General features: G+C 48.3%; 14 protein-coding genes and 2 tRNA genes. 13 read left to right on the top strand and 3 right to left on the bottom strand.

Translation table 11 applies throughout. From position 1 onward, the window contains the following. The first annotated feature begins 766 nt into the window (after window positions 1–766). The 4 genes from N836_RS73815 to N836_RS65470 all read left to right on the top strand — a co-directional run bounded on the left by N836_RS73815 (window position 767) and on the right by N836_RS65470 (window position 4,433). The gene (locus tag N836_RS73815) at window positions 767–2,617 is read left to right on the top strand and encodes a peptidoglycan DD-metalloendopeptidase family protein (RefSeq protein ID WP_023075642.1); all 1,851 of its coding nucleotides are present in this window, start codon (window positions 767–769) and stop codon (window positions 2,615–2,617) included. A 307-nt stretch (window positions 2,618–2,924) separates the two neighbouring features. Continuing rightward, a tRNA-Met gene (locus tag N836_RS65480) sits at window positions 2,925–2,996 on the top strand. Between the two features lie 218 nt (window positions 2,997–3,214). Then, window positions 3,215–3,820 (top strand): peroxiredoxin, encoded by a 606-nt coding sequence (locus N836_RS65475; RefSeq protein WP_023075641.1) that lies wholly within the window; start codon window positions 3,215–3,217, stop codon window positions 3,818–3,820. 49 nt (window positions 3,821–3,869) lie between these two features. Further along, complete coding sequence (locus tag N836_RS65470) at window positions 3,870–4,433, top strand: peroxiredoxin family protein (RefSeq protein ID WP_031293927.1); 564 nt, start codon at window positions 3,870–3,872, stop codon at window positions 4,431–4,433. A gap of 25 nt (window positions 4,434–4,458) precedes the next feature. Here N836_RS65470 and N836_RS65465 read toward each other — a convergent pair. Together N836_RS65465 and alr are read right to left on the bottom strand one after the other, a co-directional pair. Then, a tRNA-Ser gene (locus tag N836_RS65465) sits at window positions 4,459–4,547 on the bottom strand. A gap of 15 nt (window positions 4,548–4,562) precedes the next feature. Next, window positions 4,563–5,765 (bottom strand): alanine racemase, encoded by a 1,203-nt coding sequence (gene alr / locus N836_RS65460; RefSeq protein WP_023075639.1) that lies wholly within the window; start codon window positions 5,763–5,765, stop codon window positions 4,563–4,565. A gap of 108 nt (window positions 5,766–5,873) precedes the next feature. Between alr and N836_RS65455 the strand changes: the two genes are divergently transcribed. From N836_RS65455 to nuoK, 8 genes are all read left to right on the top strand, one after another. Beyond that, on the top strand, window positions 5,874–6,377 hold the full coding sequence (locus tag N836_RS65455; protein WP_023075638.1) for an HNH endonuclease: 504 nt from the start codon (window positions 5,874–5,876) through the stop codon (window positions 6,375–6,377). 55 nt (window positions 6,378–6,432) lie between these two features. After that, complete coding sequence (locus tag N836_RS65450; protein WP_023075637.1) at window positions 6,433–7,602, top strand: DHH family phosphoesterase; 1,170 nt, start codon at window positions 6,433–6,435, stop codon at window positions 7,600–7,602. Between the two features lie 17 nt (window positions 7,603–7,619). After that, window positions 7,620–8,135, top strand: coding sequence for a phosphohistidine phosphatase SixA (sixA, locus tag N836_RS65445; RefSeq protein ID WP_023075636.1), 516 nt, complete (start codon window positions 7,620–7,622; stop codon window positions 8,133–8,135). Window positions 8,136–8,249: 114 nt separating this feature from the next. Beyond that, window positions 8,250–9,443: a citrate synthase gene (locus tag N836_RS65440; RefSeq protein ID WP_023075635.1), complete on the top strand. Its 1,194-nt coding sequence runs from the start codon at window positions 8,250–8,252 to the stop codon at window positions 9,441–9,443. A 285-nt stretch (window positions 9,444–9,728) separates the two neighbouring features. Continuing rightward, window positions 9,729–10,847 (top strand): NADH-quinone oxidoreductase subunit NuoH, encoded by a 1,119-nt coding sequence (gene nuoH, locus N836_RS65435; protein ID WP_023075633.1) that lies wholly within the window; start codon window positions 9,729–9,731, stop codon window positions 10,845–10,847. Window positions 10,848–10,852: 5 nt separating this feature from the next. Beyond that, window positions 10,853–11,470: an NAD(P)H-quinone oxidoreductase subunit I gene (gene ndhI, locus N836_RS65430; protein WP_023075632.1), complete on the top strand. Its 618-nt coding sequence runs from the start codon at window positions 10,853–10,855 to the stop codon at window positions 11,468–11,470. Between the two features lie 73 nt (window positions 11,471–11,543). After that, on the top strand, window positions 11,544–12,152 hold the full coding sequence (locus N836_RS65425; protein ID WP_023075631.1) for an NADH-quinone oxidoreductase subunit J: 609 nt from the start codon (window positions 11,544–11,546) through the stop codon (window positions 12,150–12,152). 44 nt (window positions 12,153–12,196) lie between these two features. Next, on the top strand, window positions 12,197–12,502 hold the full coding sequence (gene nuoK, locus N836_RS65420; protein WP_023075630.1) for an NADH-quinone oxidoreductase subunit NuoK: 306 nt from the start codon (window positions 12,197–12,199) through the stop codon (window positions 12,500–12,502). Between the two features lie 121 nt (window positions 12,503–12,623). On the opposite strand, the gene N836_RS65415 is transcribed toward nuoK, so the two are convergent. Further along, window positions 12,624–12,971: a c-type cytochrome gene (locus N836_RS65415; RefSeq protein ID WP_023075629.1), complete on the bottom strand. Its 348-nt coding sequence runs from the start codon at window positions 12,969–12,971 to the stop codon at window positions 12,624–12,626. Between the two features lie 293 nt (window positions 12,972–13,264). On the opposite strand from N836_RS65415, the gene clpB reads away from it, so the two are divergent. Beyond that, window positions 13,265–15,871 carry an ATP-dependent chaperone ClpB gene (gene clpB / locus N836_RS65410; RefSeq protein WP_023075628.1) on the top strand — a complete coding sequence of 869 codons (2,607 nt, stop codon included), beginning with the start codon at window positions 13,265–13,267 and terminating at the stop codon, window positions 15,869–15,871. Window positions 15,872–16,042 lie beyond the last annotated feature (171 nt).

The following is a 16,042-nucleotide window of genomic DNA, read 5'->3' as shown; positions in this document are numbered from 1 at the left end:
CAGCGAGAGTCATCGTCTTCTATTGCTGTATGAGCCTCCAATTCAGCTCTGCGCTCATTTGCCAGATACTCTGTTTAGCCATTTATCCCCTTCCCTAGGACAGTTACCTGAGATACAAATCAAGCATTCCTGCGATAAAAATTTTCTATCATGGTCGAGCCATCTCCACCTCAGCATTGCGTTCAAATGCATAAAACAACTGGGAAACCTAGGATACAAGACTGTTTAGAGCACTCAGCTCTAGCATTCACTAGTGAGGACGGTTTGGCGTACTTTTGTCCATAAATGCTTCCTGAGACAACTTGAGCACGATGGCTTAAACAGTCTCCTACAAAAGGATTTCGGGAATTCCAGAAAGCAGTCCTAACCCCTTATCCAAAAAAAAATCCATAGCAAATTCAATTTTGTGTTGATTTTGGAGAGTCCAATGGAACTTGTTTTGTGCAGGATTGATCTTTTGATTAAGTCGTGTAAACTTGCCTAAGTTGGGTAAGAAAGGTATTAGCCTGTCAGGAGTATTTTTCAACCCTGCGCATGTGCCTCATCTACCTAATTCAACTTGTAGTCAACGGCCTGCTATCGGGCAACTGCATAGGGACAAGTTGGTTTCGAACAGTTGAACGCTGGTCATTTAGGAGGTTATTCCTTGAAACGAGCAAATTTTCAGGAGCCCAAGTCTGAAACAAGCCATTCATGTTTTTCCTGCGTGAATGCTGTTGTTGAGCAAGCTCCGTCTGGAAACGCTGGCAGGTCAAAGTCTGTCGCTATGCTGGGACTTGCACTCTCAGTTGGTGCATCTGGAGTTTTATTCGCAGATAGTGAAGCCACCGCAGCTGTTGAATCTTTCGCGATTACAACCTCGGCAAACTCAAGCGAATCACCCCAGTTGCCATCTGTACTCCACGGTCGTCTGGAGCAACCTTTAGTCAATGGTCAAGCCGTGTATCACACGGTTGAGCAAGGGGATAGTCTTTGGCAGATTGCCAAAGAGCATCATGTTGAGATTCAAGATATTAAGCTTGCAAACCGTATATCGCCTGATGCTACTCTTCAAGTCGGCCAGGTTATTAAGGTTCCTAGCGAAGAGTCAGTAACGTCACCAACCTTAGTTTCTCTCCTTCCAGGTGTTCAGGGAAATTTTGGAGAGCAGACTCAAACTCCCAATCTTGAACGCTTGGTTGCAGGCATTCCTAATGCTGACAACAGCACTGTTTCAAAATTGCCACAGGCTGCTAATGAGCTGTCGAGGACAGTAGATGCACCAGCTGTTGTGGCTACTGAAGAGCTAACTGGAGACGTTTCTCTTCGCTCAGCTGGTCTTGTGTCTCAGTCTGATGGGTTCCAGGCTGATCTAAAGCGGCTTGAATCGAGCAATCAGACCAATAGCCTGCAAACTGAGACGGTTGATGAACTGCAAGTTGAATTACCTACATCGACTGCAGATGCATCAATTGCCTCATCGTCTGAAGATTTGATGCTGCAATCACCTGCAGGTTATGAGGTCCGTCCTGGCGATACCGTTGAGGACATTGCCATTTCCTTAGGGACGACTTCTGATCGCATTGCAGAGACTAATGGCCTAGATGATCCTGACTTTATCGTAGCTGGTGAAACCTTAGCCATGCCAGAGGAGGTCATTGAAGATCTAGGAGTTGCTGAGGAGATGGCTTCCTTAGATCAGGATGCTCCTGCCCTTACTGCATCCTCGTCTCTTAGTGATTTTGATGGCACTCGTTTAAGCCGATTGCAGTCAACGGTTGAGAACCGAATCAATAGTTCCTCCACCTTACAGCGATTGCGTGGTGGACAGGGTGGTGCTATCGTTGCCCAGCCTGACACACTCGTTGAGTCAGAGATTTCTACTGTCACTGTTGAAGATCCCTATACAGCTGATTTGTTGGCAGAAGTTAGCTCTGCTCAGGAGTTGCTTGTATCGGCTGACACTGAGCTGGCCTCGGATGTTGGTAGTTTGGACGCTGACAGTGATATTGCATTGAATCCGTCAACCCTAGCCCCTGATACGACGGTTGTTAATCCGGAGTTTCAGAGCGATCGCTTAGAAGCAAGAGCTGTTTCTACTAGTAGCTCGTCTCAGCAGTCTGAGTTGTTGGCAGCAGCTCCCCTCGATCCCAGCGTTTATGTATCTTCGCCCACTCCAGCGGCTGGGCAAGTGGTATCTCCTGAGATGCCGATCATGCCGTCTGCTGATGAGTATTTGCCAGAAGCACCTGACTATTTCAATGGCTATATCTGGCCTACCCATGGCACTTTGACTTCTGGTTATGGTTGGCGTTGGGGACGTATGCATCGCGGTATTGATGTGGCAGGCCCTGTGGGCACGCCGATTGTATCTGCAGCGGCTGGTGTTGTTGAACGCGCTGGCTGGAACTCGGGTGGGTATGGCAATTTAGTTGAAGTTCGCCACGCCGATGGCAGTATGACCCGCTACGCTCACAACAGTCGGATTACGGTTAGACCGGGGCAACGTGTGGCTCAAGGTCAGCACATTGCTGATATGGGTAGTACTGGCTATAGCACTGGGCCTCACTTACACTTTGAGGTTCATCTACCTGATCGTGGCACAGTGAATCCCATGGCAATGTTGCCCAACCGATAAATAGTTTAGTGTTGCTGATTTCGGTTGATTTCAGGTGCAAGATGTTGGTATCTGACGCTTTTAGCAACTCGATTTATCCTCTCAATCAGCCACGGTATAGTTTTGGTCTCTAGCTCCTTTGATTATTAGAAACGCCAGTCTTTTAGAAGGCTGGCGTTTTTTTGAGCCAGGACCAGGATATAAACCTGATAAAAGCTGCACTCACAGCCCCTGATAAAAGAGACTGATAAGTACTTCAATTCTCTATGTGGTTCCTTGACATTTCGTGATAAATTTAATGAGTTACTGCATCTGAAGTAACTAAACCGGCTCAGTAGCTCAGTGGTAGAGCAGGGGACTCATAAGCCCTTGGTCACGTGTTCAAATCACGTCTGAGCCATTTTTATTTTTTTATTTGATATAACGCGGTACTCTAAGGACTGTGCTGCTAGTTTGGTGGAGCCGATCGAGTAAGTGTATCTAATGACTTGTGTCTGAAAAGTAAGCGGTGCTGATATCGAGCGTTGCTTTTGCTGGTGAATGACTTACTTTGAAATCATCTGTGGCTCATGTTTGCTGGCACAGTAGTTAATTGGATTTTTTGTGGGAGACAAACGGATGATTACCCCAGCGGAAGGATGTCTGCGCGTTGGTCAACCTGCTCCTGATTTCACGGCAACCGCTGTAGTTGATCAAGAGTTTAAAACTATTAAGCTATCTGACTATCGTGGCCAGTACGTTGTTCTATTTTTCTATCCGCTAGATTTCACCTTTGTTTGCCCGACTGAAATCACAGCCTTCAGCGACCAGTATGGAGAATTTAAGGGGTTAAACACAGAAGTATTGGGAGTCTCGGTTGATAGTGAATTTTCTCACTTAGCCTGGATTCAAACTGAGCGCAAAGAAGGTGGCCTGGGTGACTTAGCGTATCCTTTAGTCTCAGATATTAAAAAGGAAGTTAGTGCTGCTTACAATGTACTGGAGCATGAGGCAGGAGTCGCTTTACGTGGGTTATTTATCATTGATAAGGATGGGGTAGTACAGCATTCCACTATCAATAACCTATCCTTTGGCCGTAGCGTTGATGAAACGTTGCGTGTTCTACAGGCAATCCAGCACGTGCAGTCGCATCCTGATGAAGTGTGTCCGGCAGGGTGGACGCCGGGTGAAAAGACGATGAATCCTGATCCTGTGAAGTCTAAGGAATTCTTTGCGTCGATTTAGCGACCGCCTTACTGACCGCAAGCTCTTAAATCTCAACTTTTAGTCATCAATGACAACAGCTTTCAGGCTGACCTCTATGGATTTTCGAGGGGTCATTAGTCAAAGGTTTGTTAAAAATTTTTTGCCATTACCTGCACTTAGCAAGTTTCGAGTAGGTCAAACCCTACCTGATTTTGAGCTATCTGTAGTCGGCCAAAGGGCTCCCATTCAGCTGTCTAACTATCGTCAGAGGTCAGTTGTAGTCATTGTATTTACACGTATTTTTACGGAAAAGCAGTACTGCCCGTTCTGCTATCCACACATTGTGTCGATGGTGGTTGCCTATAAGAAGTTTGCACAGCTAGGGGCGGAGGTGCTGATGATTACAAGCACTGATATGCGTCAAAGCAAAATTGTCCATAGTGATTTGGGGCTAGAGATGCCGCTCTTAGTGGATCCTGACTGCAGCGTGTTTCGCCAATATGGTACAGGTCAGGCGTTGGGAGCACCGTTGCCAGCCCAGTTTGTTGTAGATCGCTCAGGCCGCCTCACATTTCAGCATTTGTTTTCCTTTGCACATCCAAACGCTAGCTCAGAACGGCTACTATGGGCCGTACACAATGCCAGCCGTTAGCTGATGAGAAACGATGAAATCAAAACGGAGAGGGAGGGATTCGAACCCTCGATAGAGCTTACGCCCTATAACTCCTTAGCAGGGAGCCGCTTTCAACCACTCAGCCACCTCTCCAAGGTCAGAGCTGCATTATAACAAGCTATCTTCTGTAGGGTAAAGCTCTCTGGCGCTCTTTTTTTTCATAATCCGCGGTAATCGGTGTTTAAAGCCGCATAAAATTTCCCATGAAATCGTGCCAATGCCTTTGGCCCAGTCGTCTGCGGTGATTTGGTGGGAGGCCGAATTGCCGAGCAGGGTAACGATATCGCCTTCCCTGAGACCGTGGATGTCAGACACGTCTAGCATCAGTTGGTCCATGGTGATCGCGCCAATCTGACGAATGTGCCGATCGCCAATTAACACTGTGAGCTGGTTCGACAGCTGACGAGGGACACCATCGGCATAACCAATGCCTACTACGGCGATGGTCATGGGATGTTGGGCAATAAACTGATGGCCATAGCTGACCCCAGTCCCAGCCGGAATAGTTTTAATGTGGGTAATACGTGCCTTAACTGCTAAGGCGGGTTTAAGTTTGAGTGAGGATTGCAGGTGTGGTGCAGGCGCTAGGCCATATAGACCAAGCCCAACCCGTGCCATGTCGTACTGTAGTGCGTTGGCATCTGTAAGGGTCGCTGCTGTGTTGGCTAGGTGTAGATGGGCAGGTAATTGGTTGTGATTTTTGAGAGTTGCGATCGCACTCTCAAACCGCTCATGTTGACGACGCATTTCTGTCTCATCTGGATCGTCTGCTGTTGCAAAATGAGAATAAAGGCTAGTTATTTGCAATGCCGGCAGTCTGCCTACAAACTCAATAAACTCTAAGGCCCGCTGCCAATCAAAGCCCAACCGTGACATCCCCGTATCCAACTTAATGTGTACGGGTAGTGGTAGACAGGCGTCGCTCAAAGCTTCAGCAAACACCAGCGCTTGTTTGGGCGTGACTATAGTGGGCTGCAGTTGCCAGCGAGCCAGAGCCCGTACTTCTTCGGCATGATGTAACGCTCCCATGACCAAAATAGGAGCATTTATTCCAGCCTGACGCAGTTCAATACCTTCGGGTACCGTTGCTACCCCCAGCCATGTCGCCCCCGCCGCTAAAGCAGTTTGAGCCACCGCAACAGCACCATGACCATAGGCATCCGCTTTGACCACAGCCATCAGCTCAGTCGTCGGTCGCAACAACCCACGAAACAGGCATACGTTGTGATAGACCGCATCCAAATTGACTTCTACCCAGGCGCGTGAGCATCGCATGGCTGACACACTCGGCGTATCATCCCACTTCAACATCTTGTATCTCCTTGACCAAAACAGCACACCACAGACACAGTATCGCAAGTGTCAAAGCACCTCAGCGACCTGTGTTAGTATCAAATCACAACTTTTCGATGAACCTCAATGAGCAAGGTTCTAGTCTTAAATGCTTCTTATGAGCCCTTGAACATCACAAGCTGGCGTAGAGCCATTGTGTTGATTATCAAGGGTAAAGCCGAAACTGTGGAACATAACGGTCGCTCTGTATACGCGAACTTTCCCTTACCCACAGTTATCCGCTTACGTCACTATGTTCGCATACCCTACAAGGAAATTCCCCTAACGCGACGTAATCTGCTATATCGCGATAATCATACCTGTCAGTACTGCGGTTATGCTGGTGATGGGCTGACCCTAGATCATGTCGTTCCCCGGTCTCGTGGTGGGAAGGAAGTCTGGGAGAATATGGTATCAGCCTGTGTGCGTTGCAATGTTAAAAAAGGAAATCGTACACCTAAAGAGGCTAGAATGCCGCTGCGGATTACACCCCGCAAACCCTATAGCAGTCTTTATTTTGAAATTGCCCGCCACACGCGTGGAGATGCTCATCAAGAATGGCGTAAGTATGTAATTGGTCTCACGGGTTAATCCACTTACGTTCTTCCAATTATCTTCTTCAACTCCAACCTAATTTCTTGCACGCATGGCATCCCAAGACGCATTGCTTAAATCTACTAACCGGACCAGTTACAGACCAAACGTGGATTTAAGCGATGGCCCTGCGGCATCACTACGTCATTTATTAATCACCCATGCTGGCAGTCGGCAGCTGGTTGTAATTCAAGACTTTCCCGATCCTGATGCGCTCTCCTCAGCCTGGGCGTATCAGCTAATTGCTGCTGCTTATGATGTGGACTGCGATATTTTCTATTCAGGGACGCTGAGCCATCAAGAAAACATTGCATTGGTGAAGCTTACTAACTTACCGGCCAAACGCTGGCAAAGTAAAAAGAAACCAGATTTATCGCAGTATGTAGGCTATGTGTTGGTCGATACTCAAGGCACCACCAGCCAACTCCTGGAGCAGGTTAATAAGGCAGGTGTGCCCTTATTAGTCGTCATTGACCACCATACTGTGCAAGGTAAGTCTCAAGCAGAGTTTGCAGATATTCGTCCAGAAGCCCGAGCCACCGCCACTATTTTGACCCAGTATTTGCAGGCTGGGCTCCTGGATCTCGACCGTAGCAATAGTAAACATGTCAAATGTGCCACTGCGTTGATGCATGGATTGAGGTCGGATACGGGGCAACTCATGCAGGCGGCTGAAGCAGATTTTATGGCAGCGGCTTATCTTAGTCAGTATTGCGATGCGCAGTTGCTTAGCGCTATTCTCCAGGCCGCTCGCTCAAAACGTGCCATGGATGTGATTGAGCGATCGCTACGTAACCGTAATATTCAAAACAGTGTCTCCATTGCCGGGGTGGGCTACTTGCGCTACGAAGATCGTGATGCGATCCCCCAGGCTACCGACTTTCTTCTAACTGAAGAGGACGTTCACACTGCGGTTGTGTATGGCATTGTCCATGACGAAGACGACGAGCGCGAAGTGGTGATTGGCTCCCTACGCACCAGTAAAATCACCCTTGATCCAGATGAATTTATCAAAGAAGCCTTTGGCCAAGATGACCAGGGTCGCTTTTTTGGTGGTGGTCGTTCGACGGCTGGTGGTTTTGAAGTGCCCGTGGGCTTTTTGTCTGGCTTTTATGAGAATAGTGACTATAACCGGCTGAAATGGGAAGTGTTTGATGTGCAGATCAAACAAAAGCTGCTGAAACTAATTAACCCTAAGGACGGGGTGATGAATACGGACTAGGGCGACTAGGGCTAGGTATGGCACATTCCCCTGACTACGTGACAACGGTGTACTTTATTCGCCATGGGATTGCCGCCGAGCGCGGTACCTATCTTGACGACAACCAGCGCCCCCTAATCGAAAAAGGAATTCGTAAAACTGAGAAAACTGCCCAGCGATTACTGACCCTGAGATTGCGATTTGATATGTTGCTAACCAGTCCATTAGTACGGGCGGTTCAGACGGCTGAAATTTTTTGTCAAGCTGGTTTAACCCAGAATTATCAGGTCTTCAAACCATTGGCTCCCAACGGTAGTGTCCAAGACTGGTTAGATTGGTTAGGTGCCTGGCAGTCGGTTGACCCTATGAGCCTGGCCCTTGTCGGCCATGAACCGGATCTGAGCCAATGGGCTCAACTGCTGGTACAAGGTAGTATCGATAACCGCTGGGTTTTGAAAAAGGCTGGCATCATTGGGGTAACCGTGCCTGCCGCGAGGAGCGCACTTGGCCATAGCCAACTTTTTTGGCTCGCGCCACCTCGCTTAATGCTCTAGTGAAACGTCATTTTCCTTTGACAAAGACTTATATCAATCAGAGGAAAATATCGGAATAGCACACTTCTCGATATCCTTAAAGAATAAAAGAGAGCAGCGATAGGACGGCTAAAGATGACCCTATGCGAATATCGCCCTGGTTTAGAGGGAATTCCTGCGACAGAATCCAGCATTAGTTATGTGAATGGTCAGGAAGGGATTTTAGAATACCGAGGCATTCGTATTGAAGAGTTGGCTCAGAAAAGCACCTTTCTAGAAACGGCTTATTTATTGATTTGGGGCGGTTTGCCCACCAAGCAAGAACTGGATGCCTTTAAAGATGAAATCCAACATCATCGTCGGTTGAAATATCGCATTCGGGACATGATGAAGTGCTTTCCGGAAAGTGGTCATCCTATGGATGCTCTCCAGGCCTGTGCGGCTGCATTGGGACTGTTCTATTCTCGCCGGGCCTTGGAAGATCCAGCTTATATTCAAGCTGCCGTTGTCCGGCTATTGGCTAAAATTCCGACCATGGTGGCGGCGTTCAAACTCATTCGTAAAGGAAATGATCCGGTTCAACCTCGTGACGATCTGGACTATGCTGCCAATTTTTTGTACATGCTCAATGAGGAAGTTCCCGATCCTCTGGCAGCTCGAATTTTTGATGTGTGCCTGACGCTGCATGCTGAACACACCATCAACGCCTCCACATTTTCAGCGATGGTGACGGCTTCAACCCTGACCGATCCCTATGCCGTTGTTGCCTCAGCAGTGGGAACCCTGGCTGGTCCACTTCATGGTGGTGCTAATGAAGAAGTGATTGCGATGCTCCAGGAGATTGGCTCGGTGGACAATGTCCGCCCCTTTGTTGACGATCGCATTGCCCGTAAAGCTAAGATTATGGGCTTTGGCCATCGGGTATATAAGGTTAAGGACCCCAGGGCGGTGATTTTGCAAGGGTTGGCTGAACAGCTATTCGATAAGTTTGGGCTGGATGAATACTACGAAATTGCTCTGGAGCTAGAGACGGCTGTTACTGAACGTTTGGGCCACAAGGGGGTATATCCCAATGTGGACTTTTACTCAGGCTTGGTTTATCGGAAGCTAGGCATTCCAACGGATTTATTTACACCAATATTTGCGATCGCACGGGTCGCTGGTTGGTTAGCCCACTGGAAAGAACAATTAGCCGAGAACCGTATTTTCCGACCGACGCAAATATATACCGGCCCCCATGAACAGGCATACACCAGTGTGTCAGAGCGTCTACAGCTTTGGGACAAGAAGGCCCACCCCCCCACTGCTGTACGCAATGGCTCCGTATAGATCCTGATTTCTTCCTTGTGATGGGCATCACCCCTCTTGTCAATACTGATAAATCCAACGAAACTGATATCAGTGACGATTTTCAGGAACTCCAGCCCCCCTTGATATGCATCAAGGGGGGTTTTTGTATGGGTAAGTTTGCATAACTAATGTTTAATCTATGTCCATGAGTAGTAATTCCTATTGGTGCTACTCCAGTAATTTCCCCTTTGAAGACATATTAAGCGTTAGAATCATTAAGGAAATTGGCCGTTGGGCCCTCCACTCCGTCTATATACGCTGGGTATGAGTTCTGGAATTGACCTACAAGCGAGCTTTATTGAAATATTAGTCTCACTGGGGTTGCCCCCAGCCGTAGCCAAAGTGGTTTGGATGCCACTACCGATGTTGTTGATACTTATTGCCGCCACAATTAGTATCTTTATTGCAGTTTGGTTAGAACGAAAAATATCAGCCGCTGCTCAACAGCGTATTGGCCCTGAGTATGTTGGCCCCCTCGGTGCACTGCAAGCCACTGCCGATGGCGTCAAACTAATATTCAAAGAAGATATCAATCCTGCTCAGGCAGATCCCTGGCTCTTTACATTGGGACCGGCCTTAGTGGTGATTCCAGTATTTGTCTCTTATCTGGTTGTGCCTTTTGGGCAGAACATGGTGATTACTGACCTGGGCGTAGGCATCTTCCTGTGGATTGCCCTGTCGAGCATAACGCCCATTGGTTTTTTAATGTCTGGGTATTCCTCCAATAACAAGTATTCGTTGCTTGGAGGTTTGCGAGCGACAGCCCAGTCCATCAGCTATGAAATTCCTCTGGCATTAGCTGTGCTGGCTGTAGTGATGATGTCCAACAGCCTCAGTACCGTAGATATTGTTAACCAGCAGGCAGGCTACGGCATTCTGAGCTGGAATATTTGGCGACAGCCGGTTGGTTTTATTTTGTTCTGGATTGCAGCTCTGGCTGAATGTGAGCGACTGCCCTTTGACTTACCTGAAGCAGAGGAGGAGATTGTCGCTGGTTACCAAACTGAATATGGCGGTATGAAGTTCGGGCTCTTCTATGTTGGCTCTTACGTCAACTTAGTTCTGTCGGCCATGTTAGTTTCGGTGCTCTACCTGGGTGGATGGAGTTTCCCGGTGCCTGTAGAGGTGATTGCTGATGGCTTGGGAATTAGCGAGACTACTCCCTGGTTGCAGGTGATTACAGCCGCCTTGGGGATCATGATGACCCTGATTAAGGCCTATTTTCTAGTATTTCTCGCCGTCCTTTTGCGGTGGACCGTACCTCGCGTTCGTATCGATCAGCTCTTAGACCTGGGCTGGAAGTTTTTGCTACCGGTTGCCTTGGTCAATCTACTACTTACAGCAGCACTCAAGCTCGCATTCCCATTTGCGTTTGGAGGGTAAAAACAATGCTCAACTTTCTAAAGCAGGTTGGCGACTACGCCAAAGAGACCGTCCAAGCCGCTAAGTATATTGGTCAGGGGCTATCTGTAACCTTTGATCATATGAAGCGTCGCCCTGTGACGGTGCAGTATCCCTATGAAAAGCTAATTCCATCTGAACGTTATCGTGGTCGTATTCACTTTGAATTCGATAAGTGTATTTCTTGCGAAGTCTGCGTCCGTGTCTGTCCTATCAATCTGCCTGTGGTTGACTGGACCTTTGATAAGGCGACTAAGAAAAAGGTACTAGACCACTACAGCATTGACTTTGGTGTTTGTATTTTTTGCGGCAACTGCGTAGAGTACTGCCCCACCAACTGTCTATCGATGACAGAGGAGTATGAGCTTGCAGCTTACGATCGCCATGAGCTGAACTACGATAGTGTTGCCCTAGGTCGTTTGCCCTATAAGGTTACCGATGATCCAATGGTGACCCCGATGCGAGAGCTGGCGTATCTACCCAAGGGAGTTATGGACCCCCATGATTTGCCCGAAGGAGCTCGTCGCGCTGGTAAACTACCTCAAGAGATCTTGGAAGAAATAGAAGCATCCAAACCATCAACAACTGAGCAAGCAACCGACTAGGTGGTTTGTTATCGTCTGTTTGGATAGCTAGCTACCAGCCAAGCTTATAGCAGCCCAAATAATCGGAGTAGCCGTGAACTTAGCAGAAGGCGTACAATTCGTTTCCTTAGGCATCCTTGGTGTCTTGATGTTGGCAGCAGCTCTAGGGGTAGTGCTGCTATCCAACATTGTTTACTCAGCATTTTTGCTGGGCATGGTGTTCGTCAGTATTTCAGGTCTTTACATTCTGTTGAATGCAGGGTTTGTTGCCGCGGCTCAAGTCCTGGTTTACGTGGGTGCTGTGAATATCTTGATTCTGTTTGGCATCATGCTGGTGAACAAGCGAGAAGACTTTCAGCCAGTGGCCAATGCCTGGATTGGTAAAGTGGCCACGGCTGCTGTGTGTTCCGGTTTGTTCGCGCTGCTGAGTTCCATGGTGTTAGCAACGTCCTGGCAGCTGTCTTCAGCGATTCCTGCTGGTGAAGCTTCGATTGAGGTCATTGGTCAGCACTTCTTCAGTGATTTTCTGTTGCCGTTTGAATTGGCATCGGTACTGTTGCTGATGGCGCTAGTTGGAGCGATCATTCTGGCCCGCCGGGAATATGTTCCAGACTATGAGCCAGCTGATGAGCAGAAAGTTCTGACCTTGCGCGAGCGTCCTCGTGAGCTAGTAGCTGCTAGCAGCGATACCCAGGACAGCTAAGGCAGATATGCGCCAGTATCCATAAGAGGAAAAATTTAGAACCCATGCAACTAGAGTACTTTTTGATTCTTGCCGCTGCGCTTTTCTGCATAGGTATTTACGGTCTTGTTACCAGCCGCAATGTCATTCGGGTACTGATGTCGATTGAGCTGATGCTTAACGCGGTTAACCTGAATCTAATGGCGTTCTCTAATTATTTGGACCCAGCTGAAATTAAGGGCCAGGTATTTGCGGTGTTTGTGATTACGATTGCTGCTGCAGAAGCGGCTGTGGGTCTAGCCATTGTGCTGTCGATCTATCGCAACCGTGACACTGTTGATATGGAGCAGTTTAATTTGCTGAAGTGGTGAGTCCTGGCTGCTAAGCTGATCTGTTTTTTCATTAGAAAAGCGCCCAAGCATTGCTCGGGCGCTTTCTTGTATTTGATTTTTGAGCGACTAGAGAATTCGTTGCTACGATCGCACCCTAGATTTATTCTTGCCAGCCACTTTCAGACTGAGCTTTGACGTAAGCGGCGACATCGGCAATGGCTTTATCGCTGATTCGTCCCTGAAAAGAAGGCATTGCACCTCTACCATTAGCGACCTGATATGCGATCGCATCAACATTATGCTCGGTACCATAGTTAAACAAATACTGCTCCAGGGCTTCTTGCTTTAGGGTCTGCGAAGATATCACAGCATTGCTACCACCGGCGTGGCACGTGGCACAGTTGTTAGTAAATACTCTCTCCCCAGCGGCAACATCACCTGCATAGGCAGGCGTGGCAAACATTACACTGGCAACGAGCGCCAGGATTGCAGTCAAAATTGCTCTCATTCCGATTAATTCTCTCAACAGAGTAGACTGTCTGGATCACAGACCAGCGTACTAACCAATATAGATAGGGTTTTAGCGATGTTGAAACATGCAACCGTAGATCTTACGGTTTTGTAATGTCAGCCTAGGTCTGAGTTGGCATTTCTGGTGGAATATGTCCTAATTGAGTTCATAAAACTCACAACCCTCGTTGATGGGCGGCAATACCTACCTGCTAGCTGGGGGAACACCGACCCTCTGATCTTGGGGGATTTGCCTAGAATGCAAACAGGCGCACATGAGGAGGCTTGGCTATGCAACCATCAAATCCTAATCAGTTTACTGAGCGGGCGTGGGCTGCGATCGCAACCACGACCGATCTGGCAAAACAGTGGCAGCATCAACAAATTGAAACCGAACACTTGATGTTGGCGCTGCTCGATCAAGATGGCTTGGCCAGTCGGATTTTGCAAAAAGCCGGAGCTTCCGTCGATCAGCTGCGCACTGCTACTGAAGCTTTTTTGCGGAAACAACCCCAGCTGCAGGGTCAAGGCGACAACCTATATTTAGGTCGGTCTTTGAATACCCTGCTGGATAATGCTGAGGCCTTTCGCAAAGAATTTGAAGACGATTATATTTCGATTGAACATTTACTACTGGGCTACCCTGAGGATGCCCGCTTTGGTAAATCCCTGCTGCGGGAGGCGGGTATCAACGCCAAGCAGCTCAAAAATGCTGTTAAACAAGTACGAGGCCATCAAAAGGTGACCGATCAAAACCCTGAAGGTAAATACGAAGCGCTAGAGAAATATGGACGTGACCTGACTGAGTATGCTCGCGAGGGACGTCTCGACCCGGTGATTGGCCGGGATGATGAAATTCGTCGAACTATTCAAATTTTGTCCCGCCGTACAAAAAATAATCCGGTGCTGATTGGTGAGCCGGGTGTGGGTAAAACGGCGATTGCTGAAGGTATGGCCCAGCGGATTATTAATAATGATGTGCCTCAGTCGCTGCGCGATCGCAAACTAATTGCCCTAGACATGGGTGCATTAATTGCTGGAGCCAAGTATCGCGGTGAATTTGAAGAACGTCTAAAAGCGGTACTCAAGGAAGTCACAGACTCCCAGGGACAAATCATCCTATTTATTGATGAAATTCATACCGTAGTTGGCGCTGGGGCAACTCAGGGAGCCATGGATGCAGGCAACTTGCTGAAGCCCATGCTAGCCCGTGGCGAGCTGCGCTGTATTGGTGCCACTACTCTTGACGAATATCGCCAGTACATTGAAAAAGATGCCGCTTTAGAGCGTCGCTTCCAGCAGGTGTATATTGATCAGCCCTCAGTGGCCGACACAATTTCTATCCTGCGGGGTCTGAAAGAACGCTATGAGCTACACCATGGTGTCACCATTGCTGACAATGCTCTGGTAGCCGCTGCAACGTTGTCCACTCGCTATATTAGCGATCGCTTCTTGCCCGATAAGGCGATTGACCTGGTGGACGAAGCCGCCGCTAAACTCAAAATGGAGATTACCTCCAAGCCCGAAGAACTAGACGAAGTCGATCGCAAGATCCTGCAGCTAGAAATGGAGAGACTCTCACTCAAAAACGAAACCGATGTCGCTTCCATTGAGCGTCTGGAACGCTTAGAGAGAGAACTTGCCAATCTCAAAGAAGAACAAAGTACCCTCAACGCCCAGTGGCAGTCAGAAAAAGACGGAATTGATCAAATTCAAGTCATTAAAGAAGAGATTGACAAAGTCAATATCGAAATTGCCCAGGCAGAGAGAGATTACGACTATAATCGCGCAGCTGAACTTAAGTATGGCAAGCTTACCGAGCTGCAGGAAAAAGTCTCCCATGCAGAAAACAAGCTAGCCGCATCCCAAGCCAGTGGTCATACCCTATTGCGCGAAGAAGTCACCGAGGCTGATATTGCCGAGATTATCTCTAAGTGGACCGGCATTCCCATCAGCAAGCTAGTGCAGTCAGAAATGCAAAAGCTGTTGCTATTGGAAGACGAACTTCACAAGCGAGTCATTGGTCAAGACGAAGCCGTCACCGCTGTTGCGGATGCCATCCAGCGCTCTCGGGCTGGGTTGGCAGACCCCAATCGACCGACCGCCAGCTTTATCTTCCTGGGGCCAACCGGTGTCGGTAAAACAGAGCTAGCAAAAGCCCTGGCCAGCTACCTATTTGACACAGAAGAAGCCATTGTCCGCATCGACATGTCCGAGTACATGGAGAAGCATGCCGTTTCTCGTTTAATCGGTGCCCCGCCGGGATATGTCGGCTATGACGAAGGAGGTCAACTCACAGAAGCACTGCGTCGTCGTCCCTATTCAGTGATTCTCTTTGATGAAATTGAAAAGGCTCACCCCGATGTGTTCAATGTCATGTTGCAGATCCTCGACGATGGTCGCGTCACCGATTCTCAAGGCCGCACCGTAGACTTCAAGAACTCGGTGATCATTATGACCAGCAACATCGGCTCCCAATTTATTTTGGATGTAGCCGGTGATGATAGTCGCTATGAGGAAATGCGGAGTCGGGTCATGGATGCACTGCGTTCCAACTTCCGGCCCGAGTTTCTCAACCGGGTAGACGAGATGATTATCTTCCATAGCTTACTGAAGTCTCAGCTAAGAGAGATTGTCAAACTTCAGGTGCAGGCCCTAGAGAAACGATTGGCGGATCAAAAGATTGGCCTATCGTTATCAGAGTCAGCCTTAGACTTTTTGGCTGATGTCGGTTACGACCCCGTATATGGAGCCAGACCGTTAAAGCGGGCGATTCAGCGAGAGTTAGAGACAACCATTGCCAAAGGTATTCTTCGAGGCGATTACAAAGGTGGAGATACTGTTGTGGTTGATGTGGAGAATGAGAGGCTGGTGTTTAAGGTCAAAGTTGTCGTGTAATGCTTTGAGCTAAGACTAATTTGGCAGGGTGGGCATTGGTCCCGCCCTTTTCAATACATTGAAAACGATCGGGTTTGATGGTTTGCCCCACCTCTAAGAAGCATGATTGTAGAGGCGTTCCATGGAACGCCTCTACATCCAAAAATAGACCTTGGTTAACTCTTAATTCCT

This window comes from Leptolyngbya sp. Heron Island J (assembly GCF_000482245.1).
Lineage (GTDB): Bacteria > Cyanobacteriota > Cyanobacteriia > Phormidesmidales > Phormidesmidaceae > Leptothoe.
Note: the sequence above shows the minus strand (reverse complement) of the source record. Positions and strands in the feature narration are given on the sequence as shown.

Bases quoted from the DNA above. Each gene is read 5' to 3' on its own strand.
- N836_RS73815 (WP_023075642.1), top strand. From the start codon at position 767: ATGCTGGGACTTGCACTCTCAGTTGGTGCATCTGGAGTTTTATTCGCA.
- N836_RS65475 (WP_023075641.1), top strand. From the start codon at position 3,215: ATGATTACCCCAGCGGAAGGATGTCTGCGCGTTGGTCAACCTGCTCCT.
- N836_RS65470 (WP_031293927.1), top strand. From the start codon at position 3,870: ATGACAACAGCTTTCAGGCTGACCTCTATGGATTTTCGAGGGGTCATT.
- alr (WP_023075639.1), bottom strand. From the start codon at position 5,765: ATGTTGAAGTGGGATGATACGCCGAGTGTGTCAGCCATGCGATGCTCA.
- N836_RS65455 (WP_023075638.1), top strand. From the start codon at position 5,874: ATGAGCAAGGTTCTAGTCTTAAATGCTTCTTATGAGCCCTTGAACATC.
- N836_RS65450 (WP_023075637.1), top strand. From the start codon at position 6,433: ATGGCATCCCAAGACGCATTGCTTAAATCTACTAACCGGACCAGTTAC.
- sixA (WP_023075636.1), top strand. From the start codon at position 7,620: ATGGCACATTCCCCTGACTACGTGACAACGGTGTACTTTATTCGCCAT.
- N836_RS65440 (WP_023075635.1), top strand. From the start codon at position 8,250: ATGACCCTATGCGAATATCGCCCTGGTTTAGAGGGAATTCCTGCGACA.
- nuoH (WP_023075633.1), top strand. From the start codon at position 9,729: ATGAGTTCTGGAATTGACCTACAAGCGAGCTTTATTGAAATATTAGTC.
- ndhI (WP_023075632.1), top strand. From the start codon at position 10,853: ATGCTCAACTTTCTAAAGCAGGTTGGCGACTACGCCAAAGAGACCGTC.
- nuoK (WP_023075630.1), top strand. From the start codon at position 12,197: ATGCAACTAGAGTACTTTTTGATTCTTGCCGCTGCGCTTTTCTGCATA.
- N836_RS65415 (WP_023075629.1), bottom strand. From the start codon at position 12,971: ATGAGAGCAATTTTGACTGCAATCCTGGCGCTCGTTGCCAGTGTAATG.
- clpB (WP_023075628.1), top strand. From the start codon at position 13,265: ATGCAACCATCAAATCCTAATCAGTTTACTGAGCGGGCGTGGGCTGCG.